The organism is Flavobacterium pasteuri, assembly GCF_048286615.1.
GTDB lineage: Bacteria > Bacteroidota > Bacteroidia > Flavobacteriales > Flavobacteriaceae > Flavobacterium.
Genome location: NZ_JBLVPN010000004.1, coordinates 253,503 through 273,974, shown reverse-complemented (window position 1 = coordinate 273,974; position 20,472 = coordinate 253,503). Strand labels below are relative to the sequence as shown.

The following is a 20,472-nucleotide window of genomic DNA, read 5'->3' as shown; positions in this document are numbered from 1 at the left end:
CTTATTAATTAACTTTTTGAAACTGATACACAACATCAGTCATTTTTCCTGCAACATCAATTTTATCAACTAATTGAAAAGAAGATTCAGTTTGATTAGCTACACTTAGAATATAACCTTCTTTCACTTTTCTCGCTTTTTCTCCCGCATTAAGAACTTTAAGGACAAATTGTCCATCATTATTAACAAACCATGTAATTGGGGAGCTGAATGCCATACAATTTGCTTTTGTCAAAGCCATGGTTCCTTTATTATTATTAGAAACAAATTTCCAATTACTTCCTACGAAACATTCTGAATCCGCAAGTTGAAAACTATTCACTTTTACATATTGCGAACCTGGATACGTTACAGAACTTATTGTCCAGTTTCCTTTCATTGCAACTTGAGCTTTTCTATCTGTATTCGTACTTGTCACTGATGTTGACTTACATGCGAACATCAAAACAGCTAACGTGCATACTAAAATTACTTTTCTCATTTTTCTAAATTTAATGAATTAATACTTACACAAAGATACAATGCAACATAAGAAAATTGTTTCAAAATTAAATTATTTTGTATCATAATTAACGTCTACGACAATTTGTCACTTCAACTGTAATTGGTATTCTATTTGAAAGACTCATAACCATTAAAATAAACTTAAAAATTCAAAATATGACAACAGGTAAAATTAATGTTTCGGTAGAGAACATCTTTCCCTTAATCAAGAAATTCTTATACAACGATCACGAAATTTTCTTGCGTGAATTAATTTCTAATGGAACGGATGCAACACTTAAATTAAAACATTTAACAAGCATTGGCGAAGCCAAAGTAGAATACGGTAATCCAATTATCGAAGTAAAAATCGACAAGGAAGGTAAAAAACTACACATCATTGACCAAGGTCTGGGAATGACAGCTGATGAAGTAGAAAAATACATCAACCAAGTGGCGTTTTCTGGAGCAGAAGAATTTTTGGACAAATACAAAGATTCTGCTAAAGATTCTGGGATTATTGGACATTTTGGTCTTGGATTCTATTCGGCTTTTATGGTTGCCGAAAAAGTGGAAATCATCACTAAATCGTTCAAAGATGAACCTGCAGCGCACTGGACTTGCGACGGAAGCCCGGAATTTACTTTAGAACCAGCTGAGAAAACTTCTCGTGGAACAGAAATCATTTTGCATATCGCCGAAGATTCTTTGGAATTCTTGGAAGAATACAAAATAAAAGAACTGTTGAACAAATACAATAAGTTCATGCCCATTCCAATTAAATTTGGAACCAAAACAGAGAAAATAGAGCAAAAAAAGGGTGAAGAAGTTGCTGAAGAAGATAAAGACAAAACTTTTACAGAAGTTGAAGTAGACAACATCATCAACAACCCAAATCCAGCTTGGACGAAACAACCAACTGAATTATCAGCGGAGGATTACAAGAATTTCTACCATGAATTGTACCCAATGCAGTTTGAAGAGCCATTATTCCACATTCATTTAAATGTAGATTATCCGTTCAATTTAACCGGTATTTTGTATTTCCCAAAATTAGGTTCTGATTTACAGATTCAGAAAGATAAAATCCAATTGTATCAAAATCAAGTGTACGTAACGGATAATGTAGAAGGAATTGTTCCTGAGTTTTTAATGATGCTAAAAGGTGTTGTTGATTCACCAGACATTCCGTTGAACGTGTCTCGTTCTGGATTGCAAGCTGATGCTGCAGTTAAGAAAATCTCGAATTATATCACGCGTAAAGTTGCCGATAAATTAAAATCATTATTCACTGAAAACCGTGAGGATTTTGAACAAAAATGGAATGACATCAAAATCGTTTTAGAATACGGAATGCTTTCTGAAGATAAATTCTACGAAAAAGCAGGCGCGTTTGTTTTGTATCCAACAGTTGACGGTAAATTTTTCACACTGGAAGAATTAAAAGAAAATCTTGCTGCTAATCAAACGGACAAAGACGGAAAGTTAGTGGTTTTATACGCTGGAAATAAAGAAGCGCAACACTCGTATATCGAAATTGCGAAAGACAAAGGATATGAAGTATTGCTACTGGATTCTCCAATTATTTCGCATTTAATTCAAAAAATTGAAGGCGACAACAGTAACATGACTTTCGTACGTGTGGATTCAGATCATATTGATAATTTAATCAAGAAAGAGGAAACTACTATTTCTAAATTATCTGAGGAAGAACAAACCAACTTGAAAACAGTTCTGGAAGCTATTGTTCCTAAACAAACCTATTCTGTACAACTAGAAGCTTTAGACAGTAATGCTTCGCCATTCATCATCACGCAACCGGAATTCATGCGTAGAATGAAAGAAATGAGTCAATCTGGCGGTGGTGGAATGTTCGGAATGGGAAATATGCCGGAAATGTACAATTTAGTGGTAAATACTAACTCTGAATTAGCAACAAGCATTCTAAACAACAAAGACAAAGACGCTCAGGAAAGTTTGGTAAAACAAGCGCTTGACTTAGCTAAATTATCACAAAACCTATTAAAAGGAGAAGCATTAACGGCTTTCGTGAAAAGAAGTTTTGAGATGATTAAATAGATTATTAGACTTTTAGATCGTTCGATTATTAGACTAAACCTGCAAGCGTAAACTTGCAGGTTTTTTTGTTTAGGAGCAGAACGATGGTTTTCCACAATGTTTATCAAAATACTCAGACCAGCTCACTCGTTAAATAATCGGTTGTAACTATTTGTAAAAAATTATCTATATATTTGAATTAAATAAAGTATAGCTGCTATCGTACCTATCTACTCAAAAGAGAGTGGCTTTAGATGATTCTATCAAATATCTATACAAGTCATCTGTAATGCTCAAAACCAAGTGTAAATGACAAAATATTTACTTTTTATAACTTTTACATTTTTGTTTTATATAGATTGTCAATCTCAAAACTATTTACCAAAAGATACAATCTTTGGAAATGTTAAAACTATTAAAGAAAAAGTTATTTTCTTGACAGAAACTGAAAACCCACAACTTGTCTCTTATGATGATTACGGGCATTCTGGATTTATGGGTCCTGAATCGACTATTGCAAGATTTAAAAATACGTGGTATACTTCAAATCTATGTTATTACATAAATTACGAAAGAAAATTCGATAAAAAAGGAAATTTAATTAATGAAGTATGGTATGGCAAAAAAAATGATTTTTTAAATTCATATAGAAAAACGTATAACACAGATAATAAGAAAATTAAAGAGATTGATTCAACTAAATACTCAAATTACACTAGAACTTATTACTACTCGGACTATGGAGATTTAAACATAATTGAACAAAATTCCAAAAATGATTATTTCCGACATATCTTTAAAAAATATAACAAAGAAAGATTAACTTCATTAAAAGAATTTGACGAAAATGGCACTGTTGACGAATATAATTATATTTATAACAAGGAAGGAAAATTAATCTACAGAGTTTATAAAAATCCAAACTCCTGGAAACAAGAAGATGAAAGAAGTTGGTCTTATGGAGTTCACGATTCAATCTTAACTGTTTATAAAGATATTTTAAATTTTTATGACGATAAAAATAGATTGATAAAAAATGAAACTTTTGATTTATATGAAGATTCGGAAAACCATATAACTCCCCTATTAACAAATCGGATTGAAAATGAATATAAAAATGGTAATTTAGTTTTTATCAAAAGTAGATTTGGAATTGGAATGGAAAGATATGACCATTATACTTATGACAAACTAAATCGTATTTCAGAGCGATACTGTTGTGACATCGATAAACAAAAAGCAATGATAATTGAGAAATATAAATATAACGATGGCTATATTTCACAATTAGAATACATTGAAGAAGGCAAAAAGCATAAAGTGTCATTTAAATATAAATTGGATTTATACAACAATTGGATTGAAATCATAAAAAAAGTTGATGGAAAAGACCTCTTTAAATGGAGTAGACAAATTGAATACTACTAAAAAGCACTTCAGATAAGCCCGAGCACCCATCTAGCGCGAGCAGTCCGATCGTGCCGACATACCATGGTCGTTAGCGCAGTTTTGCAAACTGTGCCCAAAATAGTGAGCAAACAATACAAATAACACAAAAATGTCTACAAAGTATAAAGCCACAACAACCGAAGATGCTTATTTCATCACTATAACTACAATGGATTGGATAGATGTTCTTACACGATTAAACTAAAAACAAATTATTATTCAAGCCTTACACTATTGTCAAGTTCAAAAGGGCTTAGAAATCTATGGATATTGTATTATGCACAGTCACATTCACTTGCTTTGCAAAGCAACAAACGGTTTTATACTATCCGAAGTGATGCGTGATTTTAAAAAATATACATCTAAAAAAATTATTCAGGCTATTATTGAAGACCGGAAAGCAGGAGAGAATGAATGTTGGATTATTTTAAAAAAGCTTGTCAACATTTAAAACAAGAACAACAGTACAAAGTTTGGCAAAACGGCTATCATGCGGAACATATTTACAGCTATAAATTTACAAAACAAAAAATGGATTACATACACAACAATCCTGTAAATGAAAAAATTGTAACAATGCCAGAAGATTATTATTTCAATTATGCAAGAAATTATGCTGCATTAGAAAATGAATTAGAAGTGGTTTTATTAGATTCATTTTAGTTGCCAATTGAAATGGGCACAGTTTGCAAAACTGCGCTAACGATAGTCTTTAAACAAGAGCTTTCGAATTCCAAACCCTAAACAGTATTCCAAATAACACAAGAACCTGCCGCACAAACTTGCAGGTTGTTTTTGTGTTATTTCATTTCCATTGTCATAGATAGTTTAATCTACTGTTTTGTATGCCTTAAGATATTCTATTGCCTCAATTTCAGCAGTTGTAATTTCTAAATTATCCGAATAATGATTCGTTTCGTAATGATCTAAAACTCCTTTTAGATCCAAAGCTTTAATTTGCAACTTAGCCTTTTGTCTAAATCGAGACAATTCATTCTCTATAATCACTAATTTTTCCTTTGATATTTTTAGTTTTCCTTTTTTGTATTGTGACAAATTATAAATTTCAAGTAAATCCATTTCTTCAACTTGCTGTATTAGGATTTTCAAATTAAAAGGATTTTCAACTAATGGTAAAATAATCCTTATCGATCTGATAATTCTTTTCACAACGGTAGGATCTTCTTTACCCCACTGAAAAATCTGATCGTAGCAAAAGTCAATGAATTCTTCAAAATTAAATTCATTTACCTGTATTTTTTTGGAACCCAAAGTCCTGGAATCCGTAGAAGGAAATTCTCTTATGGCTAATTCTTTTGCTATTTCCCCAATTTGGTCTATGCAATTCAAACAGGTAGTTGGATCATTCACCGCAGGAGAAATGGCTTTTATGGCAATATCAACCAGTTTTCTGACACCAAAATTTACATCTTGCGTATGGCTTCTGAACAACTTAACTTTAAAAGTAGTGCTGACAATTGCCTCTACTTCCTTCTTCAAACGAAGTATCTGATTCATTTGGAGTTCCTCGCTAAAAACTAAAACCATGAGCGTAGTGGTATCTTTCAATATAAATTCCCCTACAATTGGTTTTTGATAGGCGTTTTCAAAAAAAATACCCACATCAGAACTATTGATATATTCTGTTATTTTTTCCAATCTTTTATAATTCACGCTGTCCAAATAGCCTGTTTCAAAAGGACTTACAATTTTTACTTGAAATTTATCAGGATTTATTTTGGAACGTTTATAAAGGAGATTCTTTCCTACACTCCAATTTTCCTGATACAACACATTGATTTCTTCAACCATTTCCGATTTGATTCCATTTGTAATACTGGAAACATTCATGTTGATACTTAAATAGCTAATCATGTTAGGATAAGACCATACCAGACAATAAAAAGCAAGAAGTGAACCTGTAGTCAGTGTTAAGAGAAAAGAAGTTTGGTAAAAAACGGATGCTAATTGAGGTAATACACACAACGAAATTGTGCCCACAAACAATCCGATAAATTGTTGCATTCTAAGATTATTTGATAAAAAATGTCTCAAAATTCGGGGTGAAAACTGAGAGGAAGCCAGCTGCATTACAACAAAAACAACAGAAAAAGTAGTTAATGAAATTCCAATAAGAATGGAGATTAGAATAGTAGAAACAGGAATCAACCGATTGTAAATTTCTAATTCGTTTATTTTGAGCTTCACTCCAAAATCAACATAATAATCAATCGTCAATAAAACAGAACCAATAATAAACGCATAAATACCGCTGGTAAATGTGCCCATATGTTTTACCTGATGTTCCAATATATTTTTGATTCGCAGTTTTAATTTTTGTTTCATAATTTAAATTTCAATGAGTAAATTTAGCCTAAATAAATCTTTATCCGAAAGATTTTGATCGCTTTGTACATCAAAAAGAAAAGTAGCCGACATAGCATCCATGGCATAAACATATCCGAACTTATAAAAAGAAGATGTATTGACAGCTTTCGCACAATGAAGTTTTCATTAAATTTTAAAACATAAAAAACCTGAAAGCGTAAACTTACAGGTCTTTGTGTTTAGAATTAAAGAAATAAATTACAGCGCTATTGATTCAAGATATTTCCTTCTTCTTTTTTCTCTTTGTTTAATAAATTAGGATCTTCTTTTGCTAATTTGTTTTTGGTTGGAATTTTGTAATTCACACTGAACCCAAAACGACGTGTATCGTTTTTATTTGCTAATAACAAAGGTGTACCAACAGAGCTGAAAACAAATCGGTTCGAATTAAGAACATCATCCGCACTTATGGAAACGGACAATTGGTCTTTGAAAAACTTTTTAGAAAATGTCAAATCAAGCGTATTATTAAAAGGCTTCTCAGCAATGAAATAAAAATAATTCCCCTTAGACATGATGTAATTAAAGTTAGCTACAAACTTGATTTCTTTTGGCAACACAATTTGAGACATCAAATTAAACATCCAGAAACCATTGGTCTTAATTTCGGGAATTTGATGAAACTGATATGCGGTATACACGTATAAAAAGTTCATTTTATCCGGATTAATATTCATTTTCATGGTCTCTTTAAGTCCTTTTGTAAACAACATATACGGAATAGGCAATCCCACATTAAAGTTGTGAATTTTGATTTGAGGTACATTGATATTGGTATTTACCACGACATCATCGGTAAGTAATACCCTGTTGATTACCTGATTTTGAGCAGAACTAACATTATATCCGATAAAAGCATAATCAAAAGCACTCAATTTTGCTTCGTAGTTATCAAAAATAGTAGGTTGCAAATTCGGGTTTCCCGAGTAATCAATATTTGGATTCTGATAGTTGGTGTTGTTTGGATTTAAGGCAGATGTGCTTGGCAAACTTATTTTCTTGTTATAATTGACATTAAAGTAAACCGAATTACTGAAATTATATTGAGCACTGGCATTTGGAAAAAAACGGAATTGTTTAAACGGAATTAAATCAGCGGTATTTGTTTTTCCAGTAATATTATAATCCTCGGCTCTACCGCCCACAATAAAATTAAACTTATCAAATTTAGATTGTAGCTCACCGTAAGCTGCTGCCGTTTTTCGCTGATAATCCAAGTTCACAATTTCCATGTTTTGGGTTTCAAAAAGAAGCGCTTCATACAAACCACCAAAGCTTATTTTCCCTTCATCAGAAAATGCAATAGGTTGCGAATAATCAACTTTAGCATTGTACAAACGCTGTGTCGAAGCATTATCTAATATAGCAACATTATTCGTTCTGGAATTCAGTGTAAAATCGTTTTGATTGCTGTTATAATTGAACTTAAAGTCTAATTTTTTAGATTTATCTTCAAACTTTTTTTGAAAAGTAACCACAAAATCCTGACGTAAAGCATCCGTAAAGGAATCATCATTAGTGCTAAAACCGGGACCATTTCCTAATGTATTGCTATTATTATTACTGTAATTTACATCGTAATTAAATAACAATCGGTCGTTGCCAATATCAAACGTCAGTGCAGATTTCACAAAATTAGTACGCCCGATTCGATCCGCTTCAGTAGTCGAAAGTATCGAAGTCGTATTGTTTTCGTTTTTTGTCAGCGAGGTCCACACTGCAGATTCTCTGTAATTTTGTCCAACATTCAATTGCCATCCAAAATATTTATTCTTAGCACTCAACAATAAACTATTATTGATTCTCCATCGTAAATGGTTGTAACTCGTAAAATTAGTACTGTTAGTATACGTAGCGCTTAAATAATTTTTAGCGTTTTTATTCGTAATAATGTTCATAATCGCACCACCGGAAGTAGCAGGGAACTCAGCTCCAGGTTGTGTAATAATTTCAATTTTTTCAATAGCATTGGCAGGCATTCCTTCCAGAAAAGAATTCAATTCATTTGAGGTAATATTAAGCGGTCTTCCATCCATAAAAACATCCAGCTGCTTGCCTTGATACATCATCCCGGCCACATCTGAAGCGATAAGACCAGGCAGTTTTTTTATTCCTTCTAATACGGATCCGGAATTCAAACTGGGCTGACCGGAAAAATCAAATATGGTTCTATCCGCTTTTTGCTCAACTGCTTTTTTAGTTTTTACAATTGCAACTTCATTCAATTCTACTGCTTTTTTGGGTTCTTCCTGAGCCGAAAGTGTGAATATTGTTCCTAAAAAAAACATACTCAATAAATGATTCTTTTTCATCGTTTCTATTTGTGTTACTCCTTTAGTAGTACTAAGACTATAAACGTTACTAAAAAATGAGCTTATTATATAAAATTATTGTATTTCACAGGACTAAAAGATCAATTTCAGCATAGAATAACGAACTTTGCAATTCGTTTTAAACTCCATTTCTAAAACTAAATCCAAAATGATTTTACAAATAGAAACTCCGGCATTACTTTTTGGCGCAACTTCGTTAATTTTATTGGCATATACGAATCGATTTTTGACCCTTGCCACCATCGTAAGAGGATTAAAAAAAACGTACAAGGAAAAGCAAAACGATATGATTTTATTGGAAATCAAAAACTTGAACTTACGCTTAACACTGATACGTAATATGCAAATGGCTGGCGTAATGAGTCTATTTTTATCCGTTTTTGCCATGCTACTATTATTTTTGGAACAACAAACTGCTGGAATTTATCTTTTTGGGCTGAGTTTATTAGGATTATTGATTTCACTAGGACTGTCATTTTGGGAAATCAGTATTTCAGTAAATGCGTTGCGATTGCATTTAAGCGATTTAGTCGATAAAGAGGTAAAATAAAATTAGCAGTAGACTTAAAAATCTTAGATTATCCTTTAATCACCTCATTGCGAAGCATAATCAAACCAGAATAACTGTCTCAAATATTAAGTCCTAATTTATACCTCATAAATAGGAACTAAACCCTATCTTTGCCCGCTTTTTAAAATTGAAAAAATGATAAAGAATAGTGTATTAAAAGGAGTTTTCTTAGTAGGTCTTGGCGCTACGAGTTATGGAATGTTGGCTACTTTTGTAAAAATAGCCTACGGAGAAGGTTTCACTACACCTGAAGTTACCATTGCACAATTTGTATATGGAATCACGGGAATGCTGCTGATTAATCTGTTTCAAAAAGCTAAAAAAGGAAATGAGGTTATAAAATCATCTAAGAAAAACATTACTCAATTAATGCTTGCCGGAACTTCTCTGGGAATGACGAGTATTTTTTATTACTTGGCGGTAAAATATATTCCTGTTTCTATTGCTATCGTTTTATTAATGCAAACCGTTTGGATGGGCGTTTTATTCGAAATGTTTTTAGAAAAGAAAAGACCTTCCAATCAAAAAATAGTTTCTGTCGTTATTGTATTAATTGGTACGGCACTTGCCACAAATCTTATTCAAAGCAAAGTAGAATTAGACTGGCGCGGTATCGTTTTAGGGCTTTTATCTGCGACTTCCTTTACCACAACCATGTTTACCGCTAATCGTGTGGCAACACATATTTCTTCGGCGCAACGAAGTTTATTCATGTTACTTGGTGGTGCAATAATCGTATTTGGATTTGCGATTGCGACACAAACAACCCCTTTCAATTTTGAGATTTTTATGAAATGGGGAATCATACTGGCTCTTTTTGGAACCATAATTCCGCCTTTATTGTTCAATGCCGGTTTCCCACTCACAGGAATCGGGTTAGGAAGTATTGTATCTGCGCTGGAACTTCCCGTATCAGTTCTGATGGCGTATTTTCTTTTGAGTGAAAACGTGAATCTCATCCAATGGTTTGGAATTATTTTAATTATTCTGGCGATTGTGATTATGAATGTGAATTTTAAGAAAAAAGGGTGATTTCTATTTAAAACATTTATGCTAATTTCATTTAAATTTTTATAAATTCGTGATAAATAACTTTATTATGAATTTACCTTGGCATTTATATGTGATGGCTTTTGTTTACTTTATCGCCGGATTAAACCATTTCAGAAACCCGAGATTGTACCTAAAAATCATTCCTCCTTATTTTCCGAATCCAAAATTATTAAACCACATCAGCGGTTTAGCAGAAATATTTCTGGGAATATCATTGTGTATTCCGGTACTTTCAAGTTACGCTGCATGGGGAGTTATTGCCTTATTGATGGCTGTTTTCCCAACGCATCTCTATATGTATTTCGATGAAAAAGCAAGAATGGGTTTGCCAAAATGGATTTTGCTTTTGCGAATGCCATTACAATTAGTTCTCATTTTCTGGGCCTACCAATACACCTAATCCAGTGAAATCACTTTTCGAATCCACATCCGAACCCATATTTCTTGACTTGCAAGACGCTGAAATCATCTATTATCCTCAGTTTTTTGACAAAGAGCAAGCCGATATTATTTTTGCCGAATTGGTAAAAGAAATTCCTTGGCAACAAGATGATATTCGGGTGTACGGAAAAACTCATCCGCAACCTCGCTTGACGGCTTTGTTTGGAAACGAAGGAAAACCCTATTCCTATTCGAATATTACCATGCAACCGCATCCTTGGAATTTGCTTTTGCAAAAGCTAAAAACAGAAATCGAAAAGGTTTCGGATACCATTTTTACAACCGTTTTACTCAATCAGTATCGCGACGGAAAAGACAGCAACGGTTGGCACGCAGATAACGAAAAAGAATTAGGAACAAATCCTGTGATTGCTTCGTTGAGTTTTGGTGCGGAGCGTACGTTTCAACTGAAACATAATTTGGACAAAGACCTTAAAAAAAATATCATTTTACAACATGGAAGTTTGCTGCTGATGAAAGGAACAACACAGCATTTCTGGAAACATCAAATTCCAAAAACTGCAAAACCCATTGGCCCCAGAATAAATGGTACCTTCCGGGTAATCAAATAATTATTTTCAATAAAAATTATTAAATTTGAAATAAATACTCCAATTATGAATGATATTACTGCCTATTTTTCTACCATTCCATCATCACACCGAAGCTTAATTCTTGTGGGTGGAATCACTTTTTTTTGGTTAATAGAAAATGCTTTTCCACTTTTTAACTTTACCTACAAAAAATGGCATCATGCGGGTATTAATATCTTTATGACGTTTACCACTATTGTAGTCAACTTTTGTTTGGCGTTTATATTGTTGAAATCAGCCGATTGGACAATTGCCAATAATTTTGGGATTTTACAATGGCTCCCTGAAATGCCTTTATGGCTTTACGCATTAGTTGGATTGCTTTTATTAGATTTAATTGGTGCTTATCTAGTACATTTAGTGGAACATAAAACTAAATTCTTGTGGCGTTTTCATTTGATTCATCACACCGATACTTGGATTGACACCACAACAGCAAACAGGCATCATCCGGGTGAAAGCGTAATTCGATTTACATTTACGGCTATGGGCGTTTTAATTATTGGAAGTCCCATGTGGATGGTTTTCCTGTACCAAACATTATCTGTTGTGGCAACACAATTCAATCATGCTAATATTTCGCTTCCAAAAAGAGTAGATACTATTTTGAGTTATTTTATCGTTTCTCCTGATATGCATAAAGTACACCATCATTATGTTTTGCCGTATACGGATAGTAATTATGGAAATATATTTTCAATTTGGGACAGGCTTTTTGGAACCTTCATGACGCTTCCAAGAGAAGAAATCATTTATGGAATCGACACGCATCCGAAACCTGAAGAGCACAATGAATTAAAAAATTTATTAAAAATACCCTTTCAAAAACAATCTTTGAAGTAAAATAGTTAAAAAGTACAAAAAAAATGACGTTTTGAGAAAAAGTAATTATTTTTTTTCTTAATATTGGATGTAATTAAAAATGCAATTTATTAATCATTAACAACTTATTTGAATTAATTTTCACGTGATGAAAAAGAGTAACCGTAAAGAATTGAACTGGGAGCAAACAGAAAAACTTGTTACATTGGCTTTAGAAGAAAAGAATCCTTTTGAGATCATAAAAAAAGAATTTGGTTTAGCCGAAAAAGAAGTTCTGGAGATTATGAAAAAGAAGCTGCCCGCAGAAAAATTTGAAATGTGGAAAAAGAAAGCTACTGCAAATAAACCAAAACCAAAACCAGTTAAGATTGATGATTTTGATGAAGATTTGGATGGAAAATATTATATAAAAAACAAATTAGACTAGAAATAAAACTCCTGATATTAAGGAGTTTTTTGTTTTTAAGCAAACTAACTTTTCACAAACTCAATAATGGTTTCAGTAACATCAAAAGACAATACTTTTATTTTTGAAATAAAAGGTTGGCACAAAATCTGGGCTCTAGAAAGTAAAATCACGATTCCAAAAGAAAAAATTCTTGAAGCCTATCAGAATAACGAAGAGTTTACTTTTTGGAAAGGCTTTAGAATGCCAGGTACTGAAATTCCTGGTTTTATAACTGCTGGAACATTTTATAAAAAAGGCAGGAATTTCTGGGATGTAATGAATAAAAAGAAAGCCATAATTGTAGCATTAGAAAATCATTATTACAAAAAACTCATCATTGAAGTTGAAAATCCAGAAATAGTAATGAATCAATTAAACACTAAATAAAATCTATTTTATTACAAAACCTGTTTTAAACCACAAAAAATTTAAAAATAGTTTCTAGTCCCTAAAAATTGTAACAATTCTACAATTTGAAAGACTAACAACTAAAATAAAATAACACAAAATGAAAAGAATATTTTTTACACTCGCATTTGCATCGGTTCTTTTGAGCTGTAAAACTGCCAGCACCTCAACTAATGACTCAAAATCCGTTACTGATATAGTAAAAGTTGTAATTAATTTGAATGATGTAAAAGAGGACAAAGTACTTGTCACGATTACTGCCCCGAAAATCAATACGGACGAAGTAACCTACAGCATTCCTAAAATTGTTCCCGGAACCTACTCTGTAGATGATTATGGAAAATACATCGAAGATTTTAAAGCATTTGACAGTAAAGGAAGTGTCTTAGCAGTAACTAAAACAGATGATAACACTTGGAATATTAAAAATGCAAAAACGTTAGTAAAAATAACTTATTTGGTAAACGACACTTTTGACACTGAAAAAGGTGGTGGTTTTGGTCAAAATGATATTTTTTCTCCAGCAGGAACAAACATTGATGCAGGGAAAAACTTCATGCTGAACATGCACGGTTTTACAGGTTATTTTCAAGACAAAAAAGACCTTCCATACACTGTAAGTATTTCGCATTCAGAAACACTTTGGGGAGCAACCTCAATGACTGATCAAGATGCAAGTACAACTAATGATGTATTTACAACTCCTCGTTATGCTGAATTAGTTGAAAATCCTATAATGTATGCTAAGCCGGACTATACTACTTTTACGGTTGATGGTATGGAAATACTGATTGGCGTTTATTCTCCTACTGGAAAAGTCACTGCAGAAAGCATCACTCCGGAGATGAAAACGATGATGACCGCTCAAAAAACATTTTTAGGAAAAATAAATGCTACAAAAAAATACAGCGTTTTATTGTATCTATCAACTATGACACCTACTGATGCCAAAGGATTTGGAGCATTAGAACACCCTACAGCAACTACCGTTGTTTTACCTGAAATGATGCCAAAAGAAGAGTTGGTTAAATCAATGAAAGATGTCGTTTCACATGAATTCTTTCATATTGTAACACCGCTTACGATTCATTCTAAGGAGATTCACTATTTTGATTACAATACACCTAAAATGTCAGAACATTTATGGATGTATGAAGGAGTGACGGAATACTTTGCTAATCTTTTTCAAATCAACCAAGGATTAATTACTGAAGAAGAGTTTTATACACGAATGGCAGAAAAAATTGAGCATGCAAATGCCATGAATGACACGATGCCTTTCACTACGATGAGTGCTAATGTCTTGACAGAACCATACAAAGCCCAATACTTGAACGTATATGAAAAAGGAGCACTTATTGGAATGTGTCTTGATATCATTATTAGAGAAAAAAGCAATGGCGAAAGAGGAATTCTTGATTTGATGCAAAAATTATCTCATGAATATGGCGCTTCAAAACCATTTAATGACGCTGAGCTTTTTGCCAAAATAACTTCATTTACTTATCCTGAAGTGGGTACTTTTTTAAGTACTCATGTATCTGGCCCTACTCCAATTCCTTACGAGACTTATTTGGTTAAAGTTGGTGTTACTAAATCAATAGAAAAGGTACCTGGAAATGTGTTCTTAAAAGGGCAATCACCATACATCACGGTGAATCAGCAAACTAAAGAAATCATTGTGATTCCAAACATAGAATTAAACGTTTTTTATACAAATTTAGGACTTAAAGGAGGAGATATTTTAGTATCAATAAATGAAAAACCATATTCATTGGATAACATTTACGATATGATTACGGAGAGTCAAAACTGGAAAGAAAACGACACTATTACCGTAATAATAAAACGTGATGGTAAGGAACAAATAATCAAAGGAAAGGCACAATTTCCTTATGAAGAAAAAGAAGGTCTTAAGGCTACAGATGCAACCAAAACTGCTTTAAAAGAAGCTTGGTTGAAATCATAATTTCAAAAATAATTCCTGAAATCCCAATTTAGAAATAGATTGGGATTTTTTTGTGAAATTTGAATGCGTTAACGAAATCATTCCAACAATTTTCTTTATTTTGCGCCAAAATATAAACACTAATGAAATCGTCATGATTCAATCTCGAAGCTTTGAGACAAATCATAAAAAAAATGGCGATAGCATGTTCAAAAAAAACAAATTTTAACTTCCATGAAAAAATCAATTATTGCATTCGTTACGCTTATCTTATTGGTCTCTTGTAACAAGAATGAATCGAAAACTAATTTACATATTACAGGAAATATCAAAGGATTAAAAAAAGGAACTTTGTACATCCAAAGAGTTGTTGACACTACATTAGTAGCTATTGACACTATCAACATTGATGGAAGTTCCTCATTTGAAAGCAATCTGGATTTAAAGTCTCCTGAAATGCTTTATTTATTTTTAGACAGAGGTGTGAGCAATTCTTTAGACAATAATTTACCCTTCTTTGCTGAGCCAGGAAACATAACTATTGAAACAAGTTTAGATCGTTATTTATCTGATGCCAAAATTAAAGGGTCAAAAAATCAGGAAATATTTGAAGAATATAAAAAAATCAATGCTCGTTTCACAAATGAAAATCTTTCTTTGATTGAGCAAAAATTTAATGCTATCAAAAGTCAAAACACACAAAAAATAGATAGTTTAAGTGCAAGACAAGATTCTAACATCAAAAGAAAGTACTTATTTGCTACTAATTTTGCACTAAACAACAGAAAATTTGAGGTGGCACCTTACATAGCATTATCCGAAATCTATGACATTAATATCAAATATTTAGATACCATTCAAAAATCAATGTCACCTAAAGTAGCACAATCGCTTTACGGCAAAAAATTAACGGAATACATTACGAGCATCAAGAATCAGAAATAAACAGTTCTAAAAGCTACATTTTGTTCCCTAATTAGAATAAAAAAATCATCTTGATTACACAAGATGATTTTTTTTGTTTTATTAAGAATACAGTAAACATTGAGTTTGACAGAACAAAACATCAACATTTGAATCAAGCGTTGAAAGTTTTTTTGTAGTTAGACAACATTCCAACCCTTTTTCCCATTCATAATTAATGGATATAAAAGCAGTTTAAGCGTTATTAAAAGCCATTCCACCAACAATCATTGCTACAAACATTAAAAGATACAGAGAGAAAATAACCAGAGTCATAATCCCAATAAATTTGTAGTGTGATTTTAGATATCTTAAAGAAGTAGTCAAAGTATCAGAATCGTTGTTATTAAACGCTGCTTTGGCATTAGATGCAAACTTATTCAAGTAATATACCGGAAAGAAATAAAGTGCCGCAATAAGCAAATAAACGACTGCCATCACTATTCCGAAAGAAGATCCCATCATTCCCATCGCTGGATTCATTTTCCCCATAGTAGAGAATAATGTACCGGCAAATAAAGCGGCAAAAACGATAAAACCAATTCCTATGTAACCAAGAATTGATAAAAAATAAGCCCATTTTGCCGTTTCTTTCAAAAAGTCTTTAGCAGACTCATTTAATTTCATTTCAAAATTTTCAATAACTGAATGCTCTTCCATAATTTATAGTTTTAGGTTAGATACCAAATTAACAAAAAAATTATGACATTCAATTAAAACGAAATTCAATTCGCATTTTTACCAAAAACAAAAAACCATCCCGCTTATGACGGGATGGTTTTATTAAAGAGCCGGCGGAGGGACTCGAACCCACGACCTGCTGATTACAAATCAGCTGCTCTAGCCAACTGAGCTACGCTGGCGACTCATTACGGGTGCAAATATAAGTCTGAATTTCTATTTTCCAAAACAAATTCAAACTTTTTTTGCTTTTTTTTTGGCTACAATTCGTTGATTTTAGCAATCAATTGATTTGCAGTTTGTTCCAATTCAACATTGATTTGTTTGAAGTGGGCTTTTTTATTTTCAACCTTTTTTGCGTTCACTTTAGTGATTAAAGCGTCAAAAGCAGCGATAGCTTCATCAATTAAACCATTAGTTTCTGTTGTTGGTTTTCCTGTTGTAGAAATTTCGAACAAGTAAACTGCTTCAATAATATCTCCTAAAACGTAGTTGATGTCTTTTTTTAAATTTTTAACGTTTGCCATTTTTATTTTTTTAAAATTTGAATTTTAATTTGCGTCTGCAAAAGTACACATAATCTTTCTATTACCGACTATGAAATGTAAATTTCTAAAATTGAAGCTTTTCCACTGAAAATGAATACATTCATTGCTGCAGGAATCAAAACAGTATCTCCTTTTTTATATTGCAATTTTGAATTGTTGTATTCTAATTCAAATGTTCCTTCTGTACACATATATACCGTAAAGGTTTTTCCTGATTTAGAGATCGAAATTTCTCCATCTAACGGAATAAAATTCGTTGTAAAATAAGGACAGTCAACAATTTCATTCGAATGGTTTATGTTCCTAGTATATTCTTTCTTAGTTTCTACTTTATTGTAATTAATAGCGTCCAAAGCCAAATCAACATGTAATTCCCTAGTATTACCATTAGCATCTACCCTGTCAAAATCATAAAGACGATACGTAATATCAGAAGTTTGTTGAATCTCAGCAACCACTAATCCCGCACCAATAGCATGAACTGTTCCTGTTTCTAAAAAGAAAACATCACCTGATTTCACTTTTACATCGTCCAGAATAGAAATCAAGGTTTTGTTTTTCAGATGCTCTAAATAGTCATCAGCATTGGATTTTTCTTTGAAACCCACAATAATTCTGGCATCATCATCTGCTTGCATGATGTACCACATTTCAGTTTTACCAAAAGAATTATGACGTTTCATAGCCAACTCATCGTTAGGATGCACTTGTATAGACAAATCTTCACGTGCATCTAAATATTTGAAAAGCAACGGAAATTGTTTTCCAAATCTGGCATAAACTGCTGTTCCTAACATTTCCTCCGGAGAATCATTAATAATAGTAGTCAATGATTTCCCTTTCCATTCTCCGTTTGCAACAACACTAATATCACCTTCAACTGTAGATAATTCCCAACTTTCTCCCGTAATTATTGATGTAATTGGTTTATTAAGTAGTGTTTTTAGTTTTTCACCTCCCCAAATTCTTTCTTTTAAAATGGGTTCAAATTGTAATGGATAAAATTTCATTTATATGAGTTTTTTCGAATTCGAAAGGTATAAAAAATCCATATTATTTCCGAAAAAATAGATTTCCATTTACAAAAACTAGGAAACAACCAAAAAATAAAGCATAAATTGAAATCCGTGAGAATCGTCTTTCTATAGCTTTCTGCAATGAATCACATTAATTTTTTAATGGCTTCTAACGCTTTTGGAATATGTTTTGTAGCCAGTACACTATCAAAAATCATTTGGACAACTCCATTTTTATCGGTTACGTAGGTCACTCTTCCCGGAATCAATCCGAACATTCCGGTGGGAACACCAAAAAGTTTTCTGATTTTTTTATCTGAATCTGACAAAAGAATAAAAGGTAGTTTAAACTGTCTAGTAAACTGTTGATGGGAACTGACGCTATCACTACTAATTCCTATCACTTCCGCACCAAGATCCTTAAAATCCTCATACTGATCTCTAAAACTACAGGCTTGAGCTGTACAACCTGGTGTATTATCTTTTGGATAAAAATAAATAACAAGCGGTTTATGTCCCACTATAGTTGCAATGTCAAAATCAGATCCATTTGTATCTTTAGCTGTAAAATTGGGAATTTTGTCCCCTACTTTTAGTTCCATTATTCTCCTCTATAAGTTACAAAATTTCGTGGTGTTTCATAAAGAACAACTTCTAAATCAAACTCAGACTTGATTCTTTTTCTGATTTTATTCCAAATCACGACAACTATATTTTCAGCTGTTGGATTCAAATCCTGAAATTCAGGAACGTCAATATTTAGGTTTTTATGATCGAATTTATCCTCAACATCCTCCTTAATAATATCACTCAAGAATTTCACATCCATTACATAACCCGTTTCCGGATCAATTTCGCCGGTAACACTTACTATCAGTTCATAGTTATGCCCGTGAAAATTTGGATTATTACACTTCCCGAAAATAGCATCGTTTTGTTCGAAAGTCCAATCTTTCCTGTATAATCTGTGAGCCGCATTAAAATGGGCTTTCCGTGAAATGGTAACTTTCATAAAATTTATGAATTATTGGTTATTTGGGGACAAAGGGCTTTTGTGTTCTTCCAGAAAATGATAAAATTCATCAAAAATAATCTTGAACCAAACGGTATATAACCCAGGATGCACTTCCATATCTTCTTTAACAGCGTCAATTTTCATCCACTTCCAGTCTTCTACTTCTTCTAAGTTGATTTTTGGCACCTCATCATAATAACCTATCATGACATGATCAAGTTCATGCTCAGTCAAACCATTATCAAAAGGAGCTTTGTATATAAAATGAAATAGTTCTTTAAGTTCTGTTTTAAAACCCATTTCTTCAAATAATCTTCTGGTCCCTGCTTGAATATTTGTTTCTCCCTCGCGCTGATGACTGCAGCACGTATTGGTCCAAAGCAAAGGAGAATGGTATTTTTGATGTGCCCGTTGCTGCAACATGATCTCATTTTTACTGTTTAAAACAAAAACTGAAAAAGCACGGTGCAAAACCGCTTTTTCATGCGCTTCAAGTTTAGGCATCAATCCTATCTGCTCATCATTCTGGTTGACTAATATTACGTTTTCTTCTAACATATAAATCTATTACTTGTCAAAAATACAAAAAAGATAATTAGTGACGGGAGCTTTAACGTTCTGTTTCGATTTGTTGAAGCGGAATTATTTTAAGGCTGTCCAAATAAAACTGACGCCCTACTTCTAAAAATTCTTTTGTATTTTTATGACAAATTAGATATAAAAATGCAAACAATAACCATCAGAAAAGCACATCCAAACGATTTAGAAAAACTCCTTGAATTTGAACAGGGAATTATTACTGCCGAACGTCCTTTTGACCCTACTTTAAAAGCAGAAAAAATAAATTATTATGACATTGAAAAAATGATTTCAGCACCGCACATTGAAGTATTAGTTGCAGAAATTGATTTGGAACTCATAGGCTCTGGATATGCACGAATAGAGTCCGCAAAGCCTTACCTGAATCATCTGAACTATGCTTATTTAGGTTTTATGTATACCCATCCTAATCACAGAGGAAAAGGAGTAAACGCTAAAATTATTGAAGCGCTAAAAAACTGGTGTACTCTCCAAGACGTATTCGAAATCAGGCTGGATGTATACAATGATAATGCATCTGCAATAAAGGCCTATGAGAAAGTAGGCTTCAAAAAACACCTTATCAACATGCGAATGCTTGTATAATACTAAGGTTTTGTTAATTCTAAATCCAGAACTATTTTTTAACCGTAACTAACAATAGTTAAAAGGTAC

General features: G+C 32.5%; 21 protein-coding genes, 1 tRNA gene and 1 pseudogene. 13 read left to right on the top strand and 10 right to left on the bottom strand.

Annotated features, from left to right (window positions below; translation table 11 throughout):
* Nucleotides 1-4 precede the first annotated feature (4 nt).
* A complete protein-coding gene (locus ACNQF6_RS08265; RefSeq protein ID WP_417964916.1) occupies nt 5-481 on the bottom strand; it encodes a lipocalin family protein in 477 nt (158 codons plus the stop codon).
* Nucleotides 482-660: 179 nt separating this feature from the next.
* On the opposite strand from ACNQF6_RS08265, the gene htpG reads away from it, so the two are divergent.
* The 3 genes and pseudogenes from htpG to ACNQF6_RS08250 all read left to right on the top strand — a co-directional run bounded on the left by htpG (nt 661) and on the right by ACNQF6_RS08250 (nt 4,653).
* Nucleotides 661-2,562, top strand: coding sequence for a molecular chaperone HtpG (gene htpG, locus ACNQF6_RS08260; RefSeq protein ID WP_417964914.1), 1,902 nt, complete (start codon nt 661-663; stop codon nt 2,560-2,562).
* 288 nt (nt 2,563-2,850) lie between these two features.
* Nucleotides 2,851-3,969, top strand: coding sequence for a hypothetical protein (locus ACNQF6_RS08255; protein WP_417964912.1), 1,119 nt, complete (start codon nt 2,851-2,853; stop codon nt 3,967-3,969).
* 232 nt (nt 3,970-4,201) lie between these two features.
* Nucleotides 4,202-4,653 (top strand): annotated as a pseudogene (locus ACNQF6_RS08250) (transposase).
* Between the two features lie 165 nt (nt 4,654-4,818).
* On the opposite strand, the gene ACNQF6_RS08245 reads toward ACNQF6_RS08250, so the two are convergent.
* On the bottom strand, nt 4,819-6,336 hold the full coding sequence (locus ACNQF6_RS08245; protein ID WP_417964910.1) for a DUF2254 family protein: 1,518 nt from the start codon (nt 6,334-6,336) through the stop codon (nt 4,819-4,821).
* Between the two features lie 248 nt (nt 6,337-6,584).
* Complete coding sequence (locus ACNQF6_RS08240) at nt 6,585-8,690, bottom strand: TonB-dependent receptor domain-containing protein (RefSeq protein WP_417964908.1); 2,106 nt, start codon at nt 8,688-8,690, stop codon at nt 6,585-6,587.
* Nucleotides 8,691-8,859: 169 nt separating this feature from the next.
* Between ACNQF6_RS08240 and ACNQF6_RS08235 the strand changes: the two genes are divergently transcribed.
* The 9 genes from ACNQF6_RS08235 to ACNQF6_RS08195 all read left to right on the top strand — a co-directional run bounded on the left by ACNQF6_RS08235 (nt 8,860) and on the right by ACNQF6_RS08195 (nt 15,940).
* The gene (locus tag ACNQF6_RS08235) at nt 8,860-9,261 is read left to right on the top strand and encodes a DUF2721 domain-containing protein (RefSeq protein WP_282711562.1); all 402 of its coding nucleotides are present in this window, start codon (nt 8,860-8,862) and stop codon (nt 9,259-9,261) included.
* Between the two features lie 156 nt (nt 9,262-9,417).
* Nucleotides 9,418-10,314 carry an EamA family transporter gene (locus ACNQF6_RS08230; RefSeq protein WP_417964905.1) on the top strand — a complete coding sequence of 299 codons (897 nt, stop codon included), beginning with the start codon at nt 9,418-9,420 and terminating at the stop codon, nt 10,312-10,314.
* 67 nt (nt 10,315-10,381) lie between these two features.
* Nucleotides 10,382-10,735: a DoxX family protein gene (locus ACNQF6_RS08225; RefSeq protein WP_417964903.1), complete on the top strand. Its 354-nt coding sequence runs from the start codon at nt 10,382-10,384 to the stop codon at nt 10,733-10,735.
* A gap of 4 nt (nt 10,736-10,739) precedes the next feature.
* Nucleotides 10,740-11,348 (top strand): alpha-ketoglutarate-dependent dioxygenase AlkB family protein, encoded by a 609-nt coding sequence (locus ACNQF6_RS08220; protein WP_417964901.1) that lies wholly within the window; start codon nt 10,740-10,742, stop codon nt 11,346-11,348.
* 45 nt (nt 11,349-11,393) lie between these two features.
* Nucleotides 11,394-12,212 (top strand): sterol desaturase family protein, encoded by an 819-nt coding sequence (locus ACNQF6_RS08215; protein WP_417964899.1) that lies wholly within the window; start codon nt 11,394-11,396, stop codon nt 12,210-12,212.
* A 127-nt stretch (nt 12,213-12,339) separates the two neighbouring features.
* Nucleotides 12,340-12,618, top strand: coding sequence for a DUF2805 domain-containing protein (locus ACNQF6_RS08210; RefSeq protein WP_131915345.1), 279 nt, complete (start codon nt 12,340-12,342; stop codon nt 12,616-12,618).
* A gap of 66 nt (nt 12,619-12,684) precedes the next feature.
* Nucleotides 12,685-13,026 (top strand): hypothetical protein, encoded by a 342-nt coding sequence (locus tag ACNQF6_RS08205; RefSeq protein ID WP_417964897.1) that lies wholly within the window; start codon nt 12,685-12,687, stop codon nt 13,024-13,026.
* Nucleotides 13,027-13,147: 121 nt separating this feature from the next.
* On the top strand, nt 13,148-15,016 hold the full coding sequence (locus ACNQF6_RS08200; protein ID WP_417964895.1) for a M61 family metallopeptidase: 1,869 nt from the start codon (nt 13,148-13,150) through the stop codon (nt 15,014-15,016).
* Between the two features lie 213 nt (nt 15,017-15,229).
* Nucleotides 15,230-15,940 (top strand): DUF4369 domain-containing protein, encoded by a 711-nt coding sequence (locus tag ACNQF6_RS08195; protein WP_417964893.1) that lies wholly within the window; start codon nt 15,230-15,232, stop codon nt 15,938-15,940.
* A gap of 213 nt (nt 15,941-16,153) precedes the next feature.
* Here ACNQF6_RS08195 and ACNQF6_RS08190 read toward each other — a convergent pair whose 3' ends face one another.
* The 7 genes from ACNQF6_RS08190 to idi all read right to left on the bottom strand — a co-directional run bounded on the left by ACNQF6_RS08190 (nt 16,154) and on the right by idi (nt 19,776).
* Nucleotides 16,154-16,618: a hypothetical protein gene (locus ACNQF6_RS08190; RefSeq protein WP_417964892.1), complete on the bottom strand. Its 465-nt coding sequence runs from the start codon at nt 16,616-16,618 to the stop codon at nt 16,154-16,156.
* Between the two features lie 129 nt (nt 16,619-16,747).
* Nucleotides 16,748-16,821: transfer RNA gene (locus ACNQF6_RS08185), tRNA-Thr, on the bottom strand.
* 78 nt (nt 16,822-16,899) lie between these two features.
* Nucleotides 16,900-17,166 (bottom strand): hypothetical protein, encoded by a 267-nt coding sequence (locus tag ACNQF6_RS08180; RefSeq protein WP_417964890.1) that lies wholly within the window; start codon nt 17,164-17,166, stop codon nt 16,900-16,902.
* Nucleotides 17,167-17,234: 68 nt separating this feature from the next.
* The gene (locus ACNQF6_RS08175) at nt 17,235-18,197 is read right to left on the bottom strand and encodes a type I phosphomannose isomerase catalytic subunit (protein ID WP_417964888.1); all 963 of its coding nucleotides are present in this window, start codon (nt 18,195-18,197) and stop codon (nt 17,235-17,237) included.
* 152 nt (nt 18,198-18,349) lie between these two features.
* Nucleotides 18,350-18,805, bottom strand: coding sequence for a peroxiredoxin (locus tag ACNQF6_RS08170; protein ID WP_417964886.1), 456 nt, complete (start codon nt 18,803-18,805; stop codon nt 18,350-18,352).
* Nucleotides 18,805-19,215, bottom strand: a complete 411-nt coding sequence (locus tag ACNQF6_RS08165; protein WP_417964884.1) for a 6-pyruvoyl trahydropterin synthase family protein — start codon at nt 19,213-19,215, stop codon at nt 18,805-18,807. The genes ACNQF6_RS08170 and ACNQF6_RS08165 overlap by 1 nt, the downstream gene beginning before the upstream one ends.
* Before the next feature lie 12 nt (nt 19,216-19,227).
* A complete protein-coding gene (idi, locus tag ACNQF6_RS08160; protein WP_417964882.1) occupies nt 19,228-19,776 on the bottom strand; it encodes an isopentenyl-diphosphate Delta-isomerase in 549 nt (182 codons plus the stop codon).
* Nucleotides 19,777-19,941: 165 nt separating this feature from the next.
* Between idi and ACNQF6_RS08155 the strand changes: the two genes are divergently transcribed.
* Nucleotides 19,942-20,403 carry a GNAT family N-acetyltransferase gene (locus ACNQF6_RS08155; RefSeq protein ID WP_417964880.1) on the top strand — a complete coding sequence of 154 codons (462 nt, stop codon included), beginning with the start codon at nt 19,942-19,944 and terminating at the stop codon, nt 20,401-20,403.
* The last annotated feature ends 69 nt before the right edge of the window (nt 20,404-20,472 follow it).

Bases quoted from the DNA above. Each gene is read 5' to 3' on its own strand.
- ACNQF6_RS08265 (WP_417964916.1), bottom strand. From the start codon at position 481: ATGAGAAAAGTAATTTTAGTATGCACGTTAGCTGTTTTGATGTTCGCA.
- ACNQF6_RS08210 (WP_131915345.1), top strand. From the start codon at position 12,340: ATGAAAAAGAGTAACCGTAAAGAATTGAACTGGGAGCAAACAGAAAAA.
- ACNQF6_RS08200 (WP_417964895.1), top strand. From the start codon at position 13,148: ATGAAAAGAATATTTTTTACACTCGCATTTGCATCGGTTCTTTTGAGC.
- ACNQF6_RS08230 (WP_417964905.1), top strand. From the start codon at position 9,418: ATGATAAAGAATAGTGTATTAAAAGGAGTTTTCTTAGTAGGTCTTGGC.
- ACNQF6_RS08255 (WP_417964912.1), top strand. From the start codon at position 2,851: ATGACAAAATATTTACTTTTTATAACTTTTACATTTTTGTTTTATATA.
- ACNQF6_RS08190 (WP_417964892.1), bottom strand. From the start codon at position 16,618: ATGGAAGAGCATTCAGTTATTGAAAATTTTGAAATGAAATTAAATGAG.
- ACNQF6_RS08180 (WP_417964890.1), bottom strand. From the start codon at position 17,166: ATGGCAAACGTTAAAAATTTAAAAAAAGACATCAACTACGTTTTAGGA.
- ACNQF6_RS08240 (WP_417964908.1), bottom strand. From the start codon at position 8,690: ATGAAAAAGAATCATTTATTGAGTATGTTTTTTTTAGGAACAATATTC.
- ACNQF6_RS08225 (WP_417964903.1), top strand. From the start codon at position 10,382: ATGAATTTACCTTGGCATTTATATGTGATGGCTTTTGTTTACTTTATC.
- ACNQF6_RS08155 (WP_417964880.1), top strand. From the start codon at position 19,942: ATGCAAACAATAACCATCAGAAAAGCACATCCAAACGATTTAGAAAAA.
- ACNQF6_RS08245 (WP_417964910.1), bottom strand. From the start codon at position 6,336: ATGAAACAAAAATTAAAACTGCGAATCAAAAATATATTGGAACATCAG.
- ACNQF6_RS08205 (WP_417964897.1), top strand. From the start codon at position 12,685: ATGGTTTCAGTAACATCAAAAGACAATACTTTTATTTTTGAAATAAAA.
- htpG (WP_417964914.1), top strand. From the start codon at position 661: ATGACAACAGGTAAAATTAATGTTTCGGTAGAGAACATCTTTCCCTTA.
- ACNQF6_RS08195 (WP_417964893.1), top strand. From the start codon at position 15,230: ATGAAAAAATCAATTATTGCATTCGTTACGCTTATCTTATTGGTCTCT.
- ACNQF6_RS08165 (WP_417964884.1), bottom strand. From the start codon at position 19,215: ATGAAAGTTACCATTTCACGGAAAGCCCATTTTAATGCGGCTCACAGA.
- ACNQF6_RS08235 (WP_282711562.1), top strand. From the start codon at position 8,860: ATGATTTTACAAATAGAAACTCCGGCATTACTTTTTGGCGCAACTTCG.
- ACNQF6_RS08170 (WP_417964886.1), bottom strand. From the start codon at position 18,805: ATGGAACTAAAAGTAGGGGACAAAATTCCCAATTTTACAGCTAAAGAT.
- ACNQF6_RS08215 (WP_417964899.1), top strand. From the start codon at position 11,394: ATGAATGATATTACTGCCTATTTTTCTACCATTCCATCATCACACCGA.
- idi (WP_417964882.1), bottom strand. From the start codon at position 19,776: ATGTTAGAAGAAAACGTAATATTAGTCAACCAGAATGATGAGCAGATA.
- ACNQF6_RS08175 (WP_417964888.1), bottom strand. From the start codon at position 18,197: ATGAAATTTTATCCATTACAATTTGAACCCATTTTAAAAGAAAGAATT.